Origin of the sequence: Cupriavidus sp. DF5525, from assembly GCF_040149425.2 — a bacterium.
Lineage (GTDB): Bacteria > Pseudomonadota > Gammaproteobacteria > Burkholderiales > Burkholderiaceae > Cupriavidus > Cupriavidus pickettii_A.
Genome location: NZ_CP168265.1, coordinates 3,862,728 through 3,876,758 on the forward strand (window position 1 = coordinate 3,862,728; position 14,031 = coordinate 3,876,758).

The 14,031-nt window shown below is 66.2% G+C and carries 16 protein-coding genes; 8 read left to right on the plus strand and 8 right to left on the minus strand.

Annotated elements, in window-relative coordinates; all coding sequences use genetic code 11:
* Positions 1-19 precede the first annotated feature (19 nt).
* The 6 genes from glcE (at position 20) to ABNX08_RS18065 (ending at position 4,770) form a co-directional block, all read left to right on the plus strand.
* Positions 20-1,123, plus strand: coding sequence for a glycolate oxidase subunit GlcE (gene glcE / locus ABNX08_RS18040; RefSeq protein WP_022536520.1), 1,104 nt, complete (start codon positions 20-22; stop codon positions 1,121-1,123).
* 42 nt (positions 1,124-1,165) lie between these two features.
* On the plus strand, positions 1,166-2,419 hold the full coding sequence (gene glcF / locus ABNX08_RS18045; RefSeq protein WP_022536521.1) for a glycolate oxidase subunit GlcF: 1,254 nt from the start codon (positions 1,166-1,168) through the stop codon (positions 2,417-2,419).
* 90 nt (positions 2,420-2,509) lie between these two features.
* Positions 2,510-2,881 (plus strand): CidA/LrgA family protein, encoded by a 372-nt coding sequence (locus tag ABNX08_RS18050; protein WP_022536522.1) that lies wholly within the window; start codon positions 2,510-2,512, stop codon positions 2,879-2,881.
* Positions 2,878-3,603 carry an LrgB family protein gene (locus tag ABNX08_RS18055; protein WP_349606316.1) on the plus strand — a complete coding sequence of 242 codons (726 nt, stop codon included), beginning with the start codon at positions 2,878-2,880 and terminating at the stop codon, positions 3,601-3,603. Before ABNX08_RS18050 ends, ABNX08_RS18055 begins: the two co-directional genes overlap by 4 nt.
* Before the next feature lie 84 nt (positions 3,604-3,687).
* A complete protein-coding gene (locus ABNX08_RS18060; RefSeq protein ID WP_022536524.1) occupies positions 3,688-4,059 on the plus strand; it encodes a VOC family protein in 372 nt (123 codons plus the stop codon).
* A gap of 21 nt (positions 4,060-4,080) precedes the next feature.
* Entirely contained in the window at positions 4,081-4,770 is a 690-nt protein-coding gene (locus tag ABNX08_RS18065) for a YafY family protein (protein ID WP_022536525.1), read from the plus strand.
* Between the two features lie 7 nt (positions 4,771-4,777).
* On the opposite strand, the gene ABNX08_RS18070 is transcribed toward ABNX08_RS18065, so the two are convergent.
* The 3 genes from ABNX08_RS18070 to ABNX08_RS18080 form a co-directional block, all read right to left on the minus strand.
* The gene (locus ABNX08_RS18070; RefSeq protein WP_022536526.1) at positions 4,778-5,272 is read right to left on the minus strand and encodes a glutathione peroxidase; all 495 of its coding nucleotides are present in this window, start codon (positions 5,270-5,272) and stop codon (positions 4,778-4,780) included.
* Positions 5,273-5,338: 66 nt separating this feature from the next.
* A complete protein-coding gene (locus ABNX08_RS18075; RefSeq protein WP_022536527.1) occupies positions 5,339-6,478 on the minus strand; it encodes a PilT/PilU family type 4a pilus ATPase in 1,140 nt (379 codons plus the stop codon).
* 64 nt (positions 6,479-6,542) lie between these two features.
* The gene (locus tag ABNX08_RS18080) at positions 6,543-7,586 is read right to left on the minus strand and encodes a type IV pilus twitching motility protein PilT (RefSeq protein ID WP_022536528.1); all 1,044 of its coding nucleotides are present in this window, start codon (positions 7,584-7,586) and stop codon (positions 6,543-6,545) included.
* A 67-nt stretch (positions 7,587-7,653) separates the two neighbouring features.
* On the opposite strand from ABNX08_RS18080, the gene ABNX08_RS18085 reads away from it, so the two are divergent.
* Entirely contained in the window at positions 7,654-8,343 is a 690-nt protein-coding gene (locus ABNX08_RS18085) for a YggS family pyridoxal phosphate-dependent enzyme (RefSeq protein WP_022536529.1), read from the plus strand.
* A 34-nt stretch (positions 8,344-8,377) separates the two neighbouring features.
* Positions 8,378-9,214 (plus strand): pyrroline-5-carboxylate reductase, encoded by an 837-nt coding sequence (proC, locus tag ABNX08_RS18090; RefSeq protein WP_022536530.1) that lies wholly within the window; start codon positions 8,378-8,380, stop codon positions 9,212-9,214.
* Between the two features lie 135 nt (positions 9,215-9,349).
* On the opposite strand, the gene ubiA is transcribed toward proC, so the two are convergent.
* The 5 genes from ubiA to ABNX08_RS18115 form a co-directional block, all read right to left on the minus strand.
* Complete coding sequence (gene ubiA / locus ABNX08_RS18095; RefSeq protein ID WP_041681151.1) at positions 9,350-10,207, minus strand: 4-hydroxybenzoate octaprenyltransferase; 858 nt, start codon at positions 10,205-10,207, stop codon at positions 9,350-9,352.
* 152 nt (positions 10,208-10,359) lie between these two features.
* Entirely contained in the window at positions 10,360-10,845 is a 486-nt protein-coding gene (locus ABNX08_RS18100; RefSeq protein ID WP_022536532.1) for a Dps family protein, read from the minus strand.
* Between the two features lie 93 nt (positions 10,846-10,938).
* Positions 10,939-11,136 (minus strand): hypothetical protein, encoded by a 198-nt coding sequence (locus ABNX08_RS18105; RefSeq protein ID WP_041681152.1) that lies wholly within the window; start codon positions 11,134-11,136, stop codon positions 10,939-10,941.
* Between the two features lie 50 nt (positions 11,137-11,186).
* Positions 11,187-12,629 carry a catalase gene (locus ABNX08_RS18110; protein WP_022536534.1) on the minus strand — a complete coding sequence of 481 codons (1,443 nt, stop codon included), beginning with the start codon at positions 12,627-12,629 and terminating at the stop codon, positions 11,187-11,189.
* 343 nt (positions 12,630-12,972) lie between these two features.
* Positions 12,973-13,923, minus strand: coding sequence for a LysR substrate-binding domain-containing protein (locus ABNX08_RS18115; RefSeq protein WP_022536535.1), 951 nt, complete (start codon positions 13,921-13,923; stop codon positions 12,973-12,975).
* Between the last annotated feature and the right edge of the window lie 108 nt (positions 13,924-14,031).

Here is a 14,031-nt window from a genome sequence, read left to right on the forward strand (position 1 = left end):
CTCCCCACCGCCAACACATATGCAAGCCACACTCGACGCCTTCCGCGACGCCGTCAGGCAAGCCACCGATACCCGCACCGCGCTGCGGCTGCGCGGCGGCGGCAGCAAGGACTTTTATGGCCAGCCGCCCGAAGGCCAGGTGCTGGACACGCGCGCCTACGCCGGCATCGTCGACTACGACCCGGCCGAGCTGGTGATCACCGCGCGCTGCGGCACGCCGCTGGCCGAGATCGAGGCCGCGCTGGCCGAGAAGCGCCAGACGCTTGCGTTCGAGCCGCCCCACTTCGCGCTGCCCGGCCAGGCCAGCTGCGCGACGCTGGGCGGTGCCGTGGCCGCGGGACTGTCGGGCCCGCGCCGGCAATCGGTGGGCGCGCTGCGCGATTTCGTGCTGGGCGCGCAGTTGATGGACGGACGCGGCGAGGTGATGAACTTCGGCGGCCAGGTGATGAAGAACGTGGCCGGCTATGACGTGTCGCGGCTGCTGGCAGGCTCGCTCGGCACGCTCGGGCTGATCCTTGAGGTCTCGCTGAAGGTGCTGCCGGCACCATTCGACGACGCCACGCTGCGCTTCGAGCTGGCCCAGGCCGAGGCGATCGAGCACCTGAACCAGTGGGGTGGCCAGCCGCTTCCCGTGGCGGCGTCCGCGTGGCATGACGGCTTGCTGCATGTGCGCCTGGCCGGCGCCACCGCTGCGGTGCGCGCCGCGTGCGCGAAGCTGGGCGGCACGCGTGTCGATGGCGCCGAGGCCGCGGCGCTGTGGCAGTCGCTGCGCGAGCAGACGCATCCGTTCTTCGCCCCGGCGCTGGCCGGCCGCGCACTGTGGCGCCTGGCGGTGCCGACCATCGCCGCGCCGCTGGAGCTGCCCGGCACGCAGCTGATCGAATGGGGCGGCGGCCAGCGTTGGTGGCTGCCCGAGGATGGCGCGCACGGCACCGATGCGCAGACCGTGCGAGGGGTGGCGCAGGCCGCCGGCGGCCACGCCACGCTGTTCCGCAACGGCGACAAGTCGGTGGGCGTGTTCACGCCGCTGTCCTCGCCGCTGGTCGCGATCCACCGCCGCCTGAAGGAGACCTTCGACCCGGCCGGCATCTTCAATTCGCAACGCATGTATCCCGGGCTCTGATCCGGCCCACGTTCCCACGCCCAGGCAAACCCTCCCCACACCATGCAAACGACCCTGGCCGATTTTCTCCGCAACACGCCCGAAGGCGAAGAAGCCAAATCCATCGTCGGCAAATGCGTGCATTGCGGCTTCTGCACCGCCACCTGCCCGACCTACCAGTTGCTCGGCGACGAGCTGGACGGGCCGCGCGGGCGCATCTACCTGATGAAGCAGGTGCTCGAAGGCCATGCCATCACCGAAAGCACGCGCCTGCACCTGGACCGCTGCCTGACCTGCCGCAACTGCGAATCGACCTGCCCGTCGGGCGTGCGCTACGGCCGGCTGGTCGATATCGGCCGCAAGCTGGTGGACGACAAGCTGGAGGAAGAAGGCATCCAGCGCCCCGCCAGCCAGCGCATCGCGCGCTGGGCGCTGCGCGAGGGGCTGACGCGCCCGGCGCTGTTCGGCACGGCAATGCGGCTCGGCCAGATGGTGCGCCCGCTGCTGCCGGCCACGCTGCGCAGCAAGGTGCCGGCGCCCAGCCGCACCGCCGCGCCCGGCGCCTGGCCGCGCAACGAGCATGCGCGCAAGATGCTGTTGCTCGACGGTTGCGTGCAGCCGGCGATGTCGCCCAACATCAATGCCGCCACCGCGCGCGTGTTCGACCGTGTCGGCGTACAAATGGTGGTGGCGCGCGAGGCCGGCTGCTGCGGCGCGATCCGCTTCCACACTGGCGACCACGACGGCGGCCTCGACAATATGCGCCGCAATATCGACGCCTGGTGGCCGCATATCGAGGCCGGCGCCGAGGCCATCGTGATGAATGCCTCCGGCTGTGGCGCGATGGTCAAGGACTATGGCCACCTGCTGCGCCTTGATCCCAAATACGCCGAGCGTGCGCGCCGCGTGTCGGCGCTGACGCGCGACCTGTCCGAGATCCTGCCCGACTTTGCGGACGAGCTGCATGAGCTGGCCGGCGCCGTGCCGCGCGACAGCCGACGCGTGGCCTACCACCCGCCGTGCACGCTGCAGCACGGCCAGCAGATCCGCGGCAAGGTCGAGGCGCTCTTGACCGGCCTCGGCGTGGAGGTCAAACTCTGCGCTGACAGCCACCTGTGTTGCGGCTCGGCGGGCACATATTCAGTGCTGCAGCCGGAACTGGCCTACCGCCTGCGCGACGACAAGCTCGCCAAACTGCAGGCCACGCAGCCCGAAGCCATCGTGTCGGCCAATATCGGCTGCATCTCGCACCTGCAGAGCGGCACCGAGACGCCGGTGATGCACTGGATCGAACTGGTCGATCGCATGGTCGGCTAGCGCGGGCCCCGGGGACCGGGGTGATGTGGCTGTCTCCCCTCTCCCATAAATGGGAGAGGGGAGGAACAGCGCAACCCACGACCGCCCCCCATGCTCCAGACCTTTGCCATCCTGCTGGTTTTCCAATCCGTCGGCGAGGTGATCAGCTACGCGCTGCGCCTGCCCGTCCCCGGCCCCGTGCTGGGCATGATCCTGCTGTTCGGCTGGCTAGTCTTCGACGACCGGCTGTTGCCCATCATCCAGGGCACCACCAGCGAACTGCTCAAGCACCTGTCGCTGCTGTTCGTCCCCGCCGGCGTCGGCATCATGGTCCATGCCAACCGCATCGAAGGCGAATGGATGCCGATCCTGGTGGCGCTGGTGGTGTCCACCTGGCTGGCCATCGCAACCACCGCCGTGGTCACACGCATGCTGATGCGCAAGCGCACCGATGCCCCGCACGCCAAGGGGGAGCAGGCATGATGACGCCCCGCCTCAACGAGATCTGGGTCTACCTGGCCGCGAGCCCGCTGGTCGGGTTGACCGCCACGCTGCTGGCCTATGTGTTCGCATTCCGCATCTACGAGAAATCGCGCTTCTCGCCGCTGGCCAATCCGGTGATGATCGCGGTGGCATTGCTGGTCACGGTGCTGACCGTCACCGGCACGCCCTACAAGACCTACTTCGACGGCGCGCAGTTCGTGCACTTCCTGCTCGGGCCCGCCACGGTGGCGCTGGCGGTGCCGCTGTACATGCAGCTGCCCAAGCTGCGCACCCATGTGTTCCCGCTGCTGGTCGGGCTGGTGGCCGGCTCGGTGGTGGCGGTAGTCTCGGCGGTCGGCATCGCCTGGCTGCTGGGCGCATCGCCCGAGACCGTGCGCTCGCTCGCGCCCAAGTCGGTAACGATCCCGATCGCGATGGGCGTGGCCGAGAAGATCGGCGGCCTGCCGTCGCTGACCGCGGTGCTGGTGATGGGCACCGGCATTATCGGTGCGGTCAGCGCCACCGGCTTGCTGAACCTGCTGCGCATCCGCGACTACAGCGTGCGCGGCTTCGCCACCGGCGTGGCGGCGCATGGCATCGGTACCGCGCGCGCCTTCCAGGTCAACCAGGAAGCCGGCGCCTTCGCCGCGCTCGGCATGGGCCTGAACGGCGTTCTGACGGCGATCCTGGTGCCGGTGATGGCGGCCTGGATGCCGCACTGACAAGCTCCTGACAGGACGCTGTCAGCAGGCCCCGCGCATGATGCGAGCTCCCATCCCCCCTTACCAGGAAGCAAGGAGCCCATCATGAGCAACCGCCTGATCAACTGGCTGGAAATCCCCGTGGTCGACATGAACCGTGCCATCGGCTTCTACGAGCAGGTCTTCGATATCCAGCTGCGCCGCGAAACCATGAGCCAGGTCGACATGGCCGTCTTTCCGCACCCGGATCCGGGCGGCGCGCTGGTGGCCGGCGAAGGCTACCGCCCCAGCAACTACTACGGCCCGGTGCCTTACCTGCATGCCCCGCAGCTGGACGCGCTACTGGAGCGCGCCGCGCAGGCCGGCGGCAAGACCGTGTTCGGGCCGCTGCGCCTGCCGGGCGAGATCGGCCGCATCGCCCATATCACGGACAGCGAAGGCAACCGCATCGGGCTGCACGAGCCCGTGGCCGGGTAGCCCTGTGGCCAAGGCTGACCGATGAGCCGCCGCGCCGACCGCCTGTTCCAGATTGTCCAGGTGCTGCGCGGCCGCCGCCTGACCACGGCGGCGCTGCTGGCGCAGCGGCTCGGCGTGTCGGAACGCACTGTCTACCGTGATATCCAGGCGTTGTCGCTGTCAGGCGTGCCGGTCGAAGGCGAGGCCGGCATCGGCTACCGGCTGCGCGCCGACTTTGACGTCCCGCCGCTGATGTTCAGTGCCATGGAAGTGGAAGCGCTGGTGGCCGGCCTGCGGCTGCTGAAGGCCTGGGGCGGCGGCGCGCTGGCCGCCGCGGCCGATCCCGCGCTGGAAAAGCTGATGGCCGCGCTGCCGCCGCCGCGCCGGCTGGCGGCGCAGCAGAGCCGCGTGTTCGCGCCGGAATACGTCAACCAGGCGCAGGTGCGCGAGGCCTTCGACGTGGTACATGGCGCGCTGGGCGAACAGAAGCTGCTGCTACTCGATTACTGCGACGCGCAGCAGCGCATCACCGAGCGCGTGGTGATGCCGCTGGGCCTGTTCTTCTGGGGCAATGCCTGGCTGCTGGCGGCGTGGTGCACCACGCGCGAGGACTACCGCAGCTTCCGGCTCGACCGCTGCCGCGCCATCCGCATGCTGGACGACCATTTCCACGAAACGCCGGACCGCTCGCTCAACGGTTTCCTGCGTGCGGTGCGCGCCAGCGGAGTCTAGCCGGCGTTCACGCGCCGGGGTCGGACAGCAGCTTCTCGATATCGGCGCGCAGTTCTTCCGGCTTGGTGGTCGGCGCGTAGCGCTTGAACACCGTGCCGTCGCGGCGCAGCAGGAACTTGGTGAAGTTCCACTTGATGCCCTGCGTACCGAGTACGCCACGCTTCTCCGTGGTCAGCCACTGGTACAGCGGATGCGCATCGGTGCCGTTCACGTCGATCTTGGCGAACATCGGGAAGCGCACCGCAAAGCGCGATTCGCAGAACTGGCCGATCTGCTGCGCGTCGCCCGGCTCCTGCTTGCCGAACTGGTTGCAGGGGAAACCCAGCACCGCCAGGCCGCGCTCCTTGTATTCGTCATAGACCTTCTGCAGCCCTTCGTACTGCGGGGTGAACCCGCATTCGCTGGCGGTGTTGACGATCAGCATCACCTTGCCCTGGAACTGCGACAGCGGTACCGGCTCGCCGGCCAGCGAGGTGGCTTCAAACTGGTAGACATTGCTCATGGCAGACTCCTTGTGCGTGGCCGAAGCATACCGCCAAGCGCGCCGGCGTGCACTGGTCTGATGGCTCTAGATGACGTTGAGGTGCTCGGTACCGGCACCCAGGTCCGTATCCCGGGCGCGCTTGCTGTGCAGCTTGATCATCAGGCGCAGGTCGTTGAGCGAGTCCGCGTTGCGCAGCGCGTCTTCGTAAGTGATCTTGCCTTCCTCGTGCAGCTCGAAGAGCGCCTGGTCGAACGAGATCATGCCCTGCTCGCGCGATTTCTTGATGACTTCCTTGAGCTCGTGGATCTCGCCCTTGAAGATCAGATCGGCCACCAGCGGCGTGCCGATCATGATTTCCACCGCCGGCACACGGCCCTTGCGGCCGGCGCGCGGCAACAGGCGCTGCGAGACCATCGCCTTCAGGTTCAGCGACAGGTCGATCAGCAACTGCTGGCGCTTTTCCTCGGGGAAGAAGTTGACCACGCGGTCGATCGCCTGGTTGGCGTTGTTGGCGTGCAGCGTGGCCAGGCACAGGTGGCCGGTTTCCGCGTACTGCATCGCGTACTCCATGGTCTCGCGGTCGCGGATTTCGCCGATCAGGATCACGTCAGGCGCCTGCCGCAGCGTGTTTTTCAGCGCCACATGCCAGGACTCGGTATCGATGCCGACCTCGCGCTGCGTGACGATGCAGTTCTGGTGCGCATGCACGTACTCGATTGGGTCCTCGATGGTGATGATGTGGCCGTACGAGTGCGCGTTGCGATGGTCCAGCATCGCCGCCAGCGTGGTCGACTTGCCCGAGCCGGTGGCGCCGGTGACGATCACCAGCCCGCGCTTGGACATCACGATCTCATGCAGCGTCGGCGGCAGGTCCAGGTCCGCCACCGAGGGGATGCGCGTGTTGATGGTACGCACCACCATGCCGGCCTTGCCCTGCTGGATAAACGCCGACACGCGGAAACGCCCGGCCTTGGGCGCGGTGATGGCGAAATTGCATTCGCGGCTGGTGTCGAAGTCCTGCACCTGGCGCTCGTTCATCACCGAGCGCACCAGGCCCAGCGCCTGTGTCGGGTTCAGCGGCTGCTGCGACACCGGCGTGATCTTGCCGTCGACCTTGATCGCCGGCGGGAAGTCCGAGGTGATGAACAGGTCCGAGCCGCGGTTGCTGACCATCAGCTCCAGCAGGTCGTTGATGTACTTGGAAGCGGATTCGCGATCGAGCATGGCGGTGTCCTGCGGGAGTGCGGCCGCTGCGCGCGGGCAGCGGCCAGTAGGCATGGCATGGGCCTCAGCCCATGAACGCGTCCGGATTCTTGGCGATGGCGCGCGCGTCGTTGTAGCTGATGACGCTGCGCTTGATCAGGTCCGACAGGCACTGGTCCAGCGTCTGCATGCCCAGCCCGCTGCTGGTCTGCATCATCGAGTACATCTGCGCGATCTTGTTCTCGCGGATCAAGTGGCGGATCGCGGGCGTGGCGATCATGATCTCGTGCGCGGCGGTACGGCCGTTGCCATCGCGGGTCTTCAGCAGCGTCTGCGAGATCACCGCCTCCAGCGATTCCGACAGCATGGTGCGCACCATGTCCTTTTCTTCCGGCGGGAACACATCGACCACACGGTCGATGGTCTTGGCCGCGGAGCTGGTGTGCAGCGTGCCGAAGACCAGGTGGCCGGTCTCGGCCGCGGTCAGCGCCAGGCGGATGGTCTCCAGGTCGCGCAGTTCGCCCACCAGGATCACGTCCGGGTCTTCACGCAGTGCCGAGCGCAGCGCGTTGGCAAAGGAATGCGTGTGCGGGCCCAGCTCGCGCTGGTTGATCAGGCTCTTCTTTGAGTTGTGGACGAATTCGATCGGGTCTTCCACCGTCAGGATGTGACCCATGTCGTTATCATTGCGATGGTCGACCATCGCCGCCAGCGTGGTGGACTTGCCCGAGCCGGTCGGCCCGGTCACCAGCACCAGCCCGCGCGGCTTCATGCACAGGTCGCCGAACACCGCCGGTGCGCGCAGCTCCTCGAGCGTCAGGACCTTGGAGGGAATCGTACGGAACACCGCGGCGGCGCCGCGCTGCGTGTTGTAGGCGTTGACCCGGAAGCGCGACAGGCCGGCGATCTCGAACGAGAAGTCGATCTCGAGCCGTTCTTCGTAGATCTTGCGCTGGGTGTCGCTCATGATGTCGTACACCATGGCGTGGACATCCTTGTGCGCCATCGATGCGACGTTGATCCGGCGCATATCGCCGTGGATCCGCACCATCGGCGGCATGTCCGACGAGAGATGAAGATCGGACGCCTTGTTCTTGACGGCGAAAGCCAATAGCTGCGCGATGTCCATCTATAATGACCCCACCCTGAATAGTTATCAGTACTTTGTCGTACTTCTTTTGTATGTTCGCCGGATTATGTCTGTAATTGCCGCCAACTTGCAAGCCGTGCACCAGCGCATCGCGGCGGCCGCACAACAGGCCGGCAGACAGCCTCAGGATATCGCCCTGCTGGCCGTTTCCAAGACCGTTTCCCCCGACCGTATCCGGGCCGCCTTCGAGGCCGGCCAGCCTGCCTTTGGCGAGAATTACGTCCAGGAAGGCGTGGACAAGGTCGCCGCGCTGGCCGACCTGCGCAGCCGGTTGCAATGGCATTTCATTGGCCCGCTGCAAAGCAACAAGACCCGGCTGGTGGCGGAGTATTTCGATTGGGTGCACGCCATCGACCGGCTCAAGATCGCCGAGCGGCTGTCGGCGCAGCGCCCGGCCGGGATGGCGCCGCTGCAGGTCTGCATCCAGGTCAATATCAGCGGCGAAGCCAGCAAGAGCGGCGTCGCGCCGGCCGAGGTGCCGGCGCTGGCGCGCGCCGTCGCCGCCCTGCCCGGCCTGCGGCTGCGCGGGCTGATGGCAATCCCGGAGCCCGAGGACGATCCCGCCGCCCAGCGCCGCCCGTTTGCCGCCATGCGCGTGCTGCTGGGTACGCTGCGTGAAGACGGGCTGGACGTCGACACCTTGTCGATGGGCATGTCGGGCGACATGGAGGCCGCCATCGCCGAGGGCGCCACCCTGGTGCGGATCGGCACGGCCATTTTCGGCGCACGCGCCTGACCCGCTCCCAAACCAAGACACTACTGAGACAACCATGCTCGACACCCTCACCTTCGGCTTTCTTGGCGGCGGCAATATGGCCACCGCACTGATCGGCGGCCTGATCGCCCGCGGCGTGCCTGCTACCTCGATTCGCGTGGTCGATCCCTTCCCGGAGGCGCAGCAGCGGCTGGTGCGCGACCTCGGCGTGCATGCGTCCGGCGCGCCGGACGCCGCCTTCGGCGACAGCGATGTGCTGGTGCTGGCGGTCAAGCCGCAGCAGTTCCGCGATGCCGCGGCGCAGCTGCTGCCGCACCTGCCGGCCGGCGGCAAGGGCAATCTGGTGATCAGCGTGGCTGCCGGGATCCGGCTGCAGGACATGCAGCGCTGGCTGGGCGGGCGCACCCGCCTGGTGCGGGCGATGCCGAATACGCCGGCGTTGGCGGGGATGGGGATGACGGGGCTGGCGGGGCCGGCTGGGTTGTCGTCGGAGGATCGCGACATTGCCAGCGCGGTGGCGCAGGCGGTCGGCAAATGCGTATGGGTGGAGAGCGACGACCAGATCGACGCGGTCACTGCGATTTCCGGAAGCGGTCCGGCTTATGTCTTCTACTTTGTCGAGGCGATGGAGCGTGCTGCGACCGAGCTCGGCCTGACTGCACAGCAAGGCCGCGAGCTGGCGGTGGAAACCTTCCGCGGCGCCGCGGCGCTGGCCGGGCAGTCGCCGGAACCGGTGTCGACGCTGCGCGAGCGTGTCACGTCCAAGGGCGGTACGACCTATGCGGCGGTGACGGCGATGGAGGCGGCAGGAATCGGTGATGCCTTCGTGCTCGCTATGCATGCGGCGGCGGCGCGGGGTAAGGAGATGGGGGCTGAGTTCGGGAAGGATTGAGGGGCGGGTACGGGGCCTGGGGCTCGTTGCTCGACGGGTCTCGCGGATGACATGTTGTCACTGTTGAACCGAGGGATTCAACAGCTGCAACATGTCATCCGGGGGGTGTCGATCATCGACAAATCGCAAACCAATTCACCGAACCACGTAAGCCACCGCCGTCCCCGCAAACACACAAGCCCCCAGCCAGTTGTTATGCCGGAACGCCGCAAAACAGCGCATACGGTCGCGATCCCGAATCAGCGTGTAGTGGTAACCAGCACACCCCCCCGCCGCCACCAGCCCCACCCAATACGGCCACCCCAGCCCCAGCAGCACGCCAGCCCACGCCATCAGCGCGAGAAACGCGGCATAGCAGATCATGATCGCCGCCACGTCAAACCGCCCAAAGGTAATCGCCGACGTCTTCATCCCAATCAGCAGATCATCATCCCGATCCACCATCGCATACGCCGTGTCATAGGCAACAGCCCAGAAAACATTGGCCAGCAACATCACCCAAGCCACCAGCGGCACCTGGTCCTGGATCGCGGCAAACGCCATCGGAATGCCAAAACCGAACGCAATACCCAGGTAAGCCTGCGGAATCGCAAAGAACCGCTTGAAGAAGGGATAGGTCCCCGCCACCACCGCCGCCACCACCGCCAGCCACTTGGTCAGCGCATTCAAAGGCAGCACCAGCGTGAACGCCACCAGCGCCAGCACGGCCGCCACCGCCAGCGCTTCCCACGCGGCGATCTTGCCTGCGGTCAGCGGCCGCTCCTTGGTGCGCTTGACGTGCTTGTCAAAGTCGCGGTCGGCCCAATCATTGATGGCACACCCAGCCGACCGCATCAGGAACGTCCCCGCCACGAAAATCCAGAACAGCCCCCACGACGGCGGCCCGCCCGCCGCCATCCACATGGCCCACAGCGTCGGCCACAACAGCAGCAGCGTGCCGATCGGCTTGTCGATGCGCACCAGGCGCGCGTAGAGGGAAAGACGTTCAAGCATGGGAGCGGGAGGCAACGACGGGGAGGTATGCACAGCGCAGATCCGGGAAGAGGCGATTCAATGAAAACGCGCCGCAGCCCGGACGGTTGCGACGCGCAGTGCCGGCCGCCACAGAGGAGCAGCCGGGGCAGCCGGAAGTGACCGCAAGGCCCTCAGGCCAGCATCGAGCGCAGCATCCACGCGGTCTTTTCGTGCGTCTGCATGCGCTGGGTCAGCAGGTCGGCCGACGGTTCGTCGCCGGCTGCGTCGACCACCGGGAAGATCGAGCGCGCGGTACGCACCACGGCTTCCTGGCCTTCCACCAGCTTGCGGATCATGTCGGTGGCCTCGGGCACGCCGTCTTCCTCCGCGATCGACGACAGGCGGGCGTACTCCTTGTAGGTGCCCGGTGCCGGGTAGCCCAGCGCGCGGATGCGCTCGGCGATCGAATCCACTGCGAGCGCCAGTTCGTTGTACTGGGTCTCGAACATCAGATGCAGCGTATTGAACATGGGCCCCGTCACGTTCCAGTGGAAGTTATGGGTCTTGAGGTAGAGGGTGTAGGTGTCCGCCAGCAGCTTGGACAGGCCTTCCGCGATCTTTTTGCGGTCCTTGTCGGAAATACCGATATTCACACTCATCTCATTCTTCTTTGCCATGGTAGATACGCTCCGTTCTGGTAAAGCACGAGGAGCGCCGCCGGGCTCACCATGGATCTGGGACCGGGCGGCGCGTTACCCCGCATTATTGCACTAGCCAGCGATCCCGGCCAAACCCCGGGCCACCTCGGCGAACATCACGGCCGCGCCGAGCACGATCACGGCGGCGCCGATCTCCTTGCGCCACAGCTTGTGGCGCAGCCGCGCGGCGTCGGCACGCTCAGGCTGATCATGCCCGTCGTGCCACAGTTGCCGCCACTCGTCGATAAACAGCCGGATCATCGCCATCATCGTTCTCCGCGGCGCGGCAGCCCGTGCGGGCCGCCGCGCCAGATTGCCGCTTACTTCAGGTCAAGCGCGCGCTTCACGCCCTCGCCGTAGGCCGGGTCAGCCCTGGTGAAGTGCTCCAGCTGCACGCGCACGATCTCCGCGGGTACGCCCTGCATCGACGCCGCGATATTGGCGAACAGGCGCTGGCGCTGGCCTTCGTCGAACAGCCGGAACAGCGCGCCCGGCTGGCTGTAGTAGTCCGAGTCCACGCGGTGGTCCCAGCGGTCGGCGGCGCCGTCCAGCGCGAGCGGCGGCTCCATCGCGCGCTCGCTGGCGCCGTAGGCGCTTTCGCGGTTGGGCTCGTAGTTCAGCTTGCCCCCCTGGTTGCCGTCCACGCGCATCGCGCCATCGCGGTGGAAGGTGTTGTGGAACGGGCATTTCGGCGCGTTCACCGGGATCTGGTGGTGGTTGATCCCGAGGCGATAGCGCTGCGTGTCGCCATACGAGAACAGCCGCCCTTGCAGCATCTTGTCGGGCGAGAAGCCGATGCCCGGCACGATATTGGCCGGATTCATCGCCACCTGCTCGACCTCGGCAAAGTAGTTGTCGGGGTTGCGGTTGAGCTCGACCACGCCCACGTCGATCAACGGGTAGTCCTTGTGCGGCCACACCTTGGTCAGGTCGAACGGGTTGATGTGGTACCTGGCCGCATCGGCTTCCGGCATGACCTGCACGCGCAGGCTCCAGCGCGGGAAGTTGCCCTGTTCGATGTTCTCGAACAGGTCGCGCTGCGCGCTTTCGCGGTCCGTGGCCACGACCTTGGCCGCTTCTTCATTAGTCCAGCTGGCGATGCCCTGCTGCGACTTGAAGTGGAACTTGACGTAGAAGCGCTCGTTGTTGGCGTTGATGAACGAGTACGTATGCGAGCCGAAGCCGTGGATCTGGCGGTAGTTCTGCGGCAGGCCGCGGTCGCTCATCAGGATGGTGACCTGGTGCAGCGATTCCGGATGGCGCGACCAGAAGTCCCACACCGCGATCGGATCGCGCAGGTTGGTGCGCGGGTTGCGCTTCTGCGTGTGGATAAAGTCGGGGAACTTGAGCGGGTCGCGCACGAAGAACACCGGGGTGTTGTTGCCGACCACGTCCCAGTTGCCTTCGTCGGTATAGAACTTGACCGAGAAGCCGCGCACGTCGCGCTCGGCGTCGGCCGCGCCGCGCTCGCCGGCGACGGTGGAGAAGCGGATAAACAGCGGCGTTTCCTTGCCGATCTCGGCAAACACCGAAGCCTTGCTGTATTGGCTGATGTTGTGCGTGATCTTCAGCGTACCGTACGCGCCGGAGCCCTTGGCATGAACGCGCCGCTCGGGAATGACCTCGCGGTCGAAGTGGGCGAGTTTTTCGAGGAACCACACGTCCTGCAGCAGCATCGGTCCGCGCGGGCCGGCGGTCTGCGAATTCTGGTTATCGGCGACCGGTGCGCCGGCTGCGGTAGTGAGAGTGTCTTTCTTGCTCATCTTGTCCTTCTTGTGGGTAGCTGAACGGAATCGGCGCGTCAGTTCGCGGCCGCGTAGCAGGCAAGACAATCGAGCAGGCAGCGCCCCATGCGGGAAAAAATCGGGCGCTCAGGGATGGTGCCTGGAATGAATCGGGCGCTGCTGCTCATCATCGGTCTCCCTGGCTGATCGACGCGTCGCGCATCGACGAGACCAAGTGTACAAAGAGGCTATCAAGAAGAGAATTTAATTATTTATACCTATGTGTTAGGTCAAATCTATCTCTCTTGCCGACCGCGAGACCAACAAAAAAGGCCGCAGCGGAAGGAATTCCGTGCGGCCTTTTAAGTACCCGGTAAAGCAATCAGGCAGCTTCTGCCAGATCCTTGGCGTCGAGCCTGCGCACGCCCTGCAGGTCGCACGCGGCCACGGCATTGGCCAGCGCTTCCATTGCCGGCAGACGGGTAAAGCTCTTGCGCCAGGCCAGCACCACCCGGCGATCCGGCACGGGATCGGCAAACGGCACATAGGCCAGCATGTCGCCCTTGGCCTTCATGTCAGGCACCGAGGTGCGCGGCAGCACGGTGATGCCGACCCCGCTGGCGACCATATGGCGGATGGTCTCCAGCGACGAGCCCTCGAAGGTCTTCTGGATACCGTCGGCCGCCTGCGAGAAGCGCGACAGCTCGGGGCACACGCCCAGCACATGGTCGCGGAAGCAGTGGCCGCTGCCGAGCAGCAGCATGGTTTGCCGCTTGAGTTCATCCGGGTCGATCGCGCGCGCCTGCGCCAGTTCGTGGCCGCGCGGCACGGCGACGACAAAGGGCTCGTCATAGAGCGGACGCACCGTCAGGCCGGAATCGGCGAACGGCTCGGCCATCACCGCGCAGTCGATCTCGCCCTGCTTGAGCAGCTCGATCAGCTTGTGGGTGTAGTTCTCCTGCAGCATCAGCGGCATCTGCGGCACGGTCTCGATCATCTGCTTGACCAGCGACGGCAACAGGTACGGCCCGATGGTGTAGATCACGCCCACGCGCAGCGGGCCCGCCAGCGGGTCCTTGCCCTGCTTGGCAATCTCGCGGATGGCCATGGTCTGTTCGAGCACACGCTGGGCCTGCGCGACGATCTGCTCGCCGATGGACGTCACCGACACCTCGGAGGTGCCGCGCTCGAAAATCTGCACGTTGAGTTCGTCTTCCAGCTTCTTGATCGCGACCGACAGGGTCGGCTGCGAGACGAAGCAGGCTTCGGCGGCCCGGCCGAAATGGCGCTCTCGCGCCACGGCGACGATGTACTTGAGTTCGGTGAGCGTCATGACTTATCGAGTTGCGGTAGGCGATAGATTTTACCTTCGATTGCCGCTTCTGTCAGAGCGCCAACGCATTGTGTCGACGCATGCGAAGCATCGCGCACCTGGACAGGC

Bases quoted from the DNA above. Each gene is read 5' to 3' on its own strand.
- glcE (WP_022536520.1), top strand. From the start codon at position 20: ATGCAAGCCACACTCGACGCCTTCCGCGACGCCGTCAGGCAAGCCACC.
- glcF (WP_022536521.1), top strand. From the start codon at position 1,166: ATGCAAACGACCCTGGCCGATTTTCTCCGCAACACGCCCGAAGGCGAA.
- ABNX08_RS18050 (WP_022536522.1), top strand. From the start codon at position 2,510: ATGCTCCAGACCTTTGCCATCCTGCTGGTTTTCCAATCCGTCGGCGAG.
- ABNX08_RS18055 (WP_349606316.1), top strand. From the start codon at position 2,878: ATGATGACGCCCCGCCTCAACGAGATCTGGGTCTACCTGGCCGCGAGC.
- ABNX08_RS18060 (WP_022536524.1), top strand. From the start codon at position 3,688: ATGAGCAACCGCCTGATCAACTGGCTGGAAATCCCCGTGGTCGACATG.
- ABNX08_RS18065 (WP_022536525.1), top strand. From the start codon at position 4,081: ATGAGCCGCCGCGCCGACCGCCTGTTCCAGATTGTCCAGGTGCTGCGC.
- ABNX08_RS18070 (WP_022536526.1), bottom strand. From the start codon at position 5,272: ATGAGCAATGTCTACCAGTTTGAAGCCACCTCGCTGGCCGGCGAGCCG.
- ABNX08_RS18075 (WP_022536527.1), bottom strand. From the start codon at position 6,478: ATGCTCGATCGCGAATCCGCTTCCAAGTACATCAACGACCTGCTGGAG.
- ABNX08_RS18080 (WP_022536528.1), bottom strand. From the start codon at position 7,586: ATGGACATCGCGCAGCTATTGGCTTTCGCCGTCAAGAACAAGGCGTCC.
- ABNX08_RS18085 (WP_022536529.1), top strand. From the start codon at position 7,654: ATGTCTGTAATTGCCGCCAACTTGCAAGCCGTGCACCAGCGCATCGCG.
- proC (WP_022536530.1), top strand. From the start codon at position 8,378: ATGCTCGACACCCTCACCTTCGGCTTTCTTGGCGGCGGCAATATGGCC.
- ubiA (WP_041681151.1), bottom strand. From the start codon at position 10,207: ATGCTTGAACGTCTTTCCCTCTACGCGCGCCTGGTGCGCATCGACAAG.
- ABNX08_RS18100 (WP_022536532.1), bottom strand. From the start codon at position 10,845: ATGGCAAAGAAGAATGAGATGAGTGTGAATATCGGTATTTCCGACAAG.
- ABNX08_RS18105 (WP_041681152.1), bottom strand. From the start codon at position 11,136: ATGATGGCGATGATCCGGCTGTTTATCGACGAGTGGCGGCAACTGTGG.
- ABNX08_RS18110 (WP_022536534.1), bottom strand. From the start codon at position 12,629: ATGAGCAAGAAAGACACTCTCACTACCGCAGCCGGCGCACCGGTCGCC.
- ABNX08_RS18115 (WP_022536535.1), bottom strand. From the start codon at position 13,923: ATGACGCTCACCGAACTCAAGTACATCGTCGCCGTGGCGCGAGAGCGC.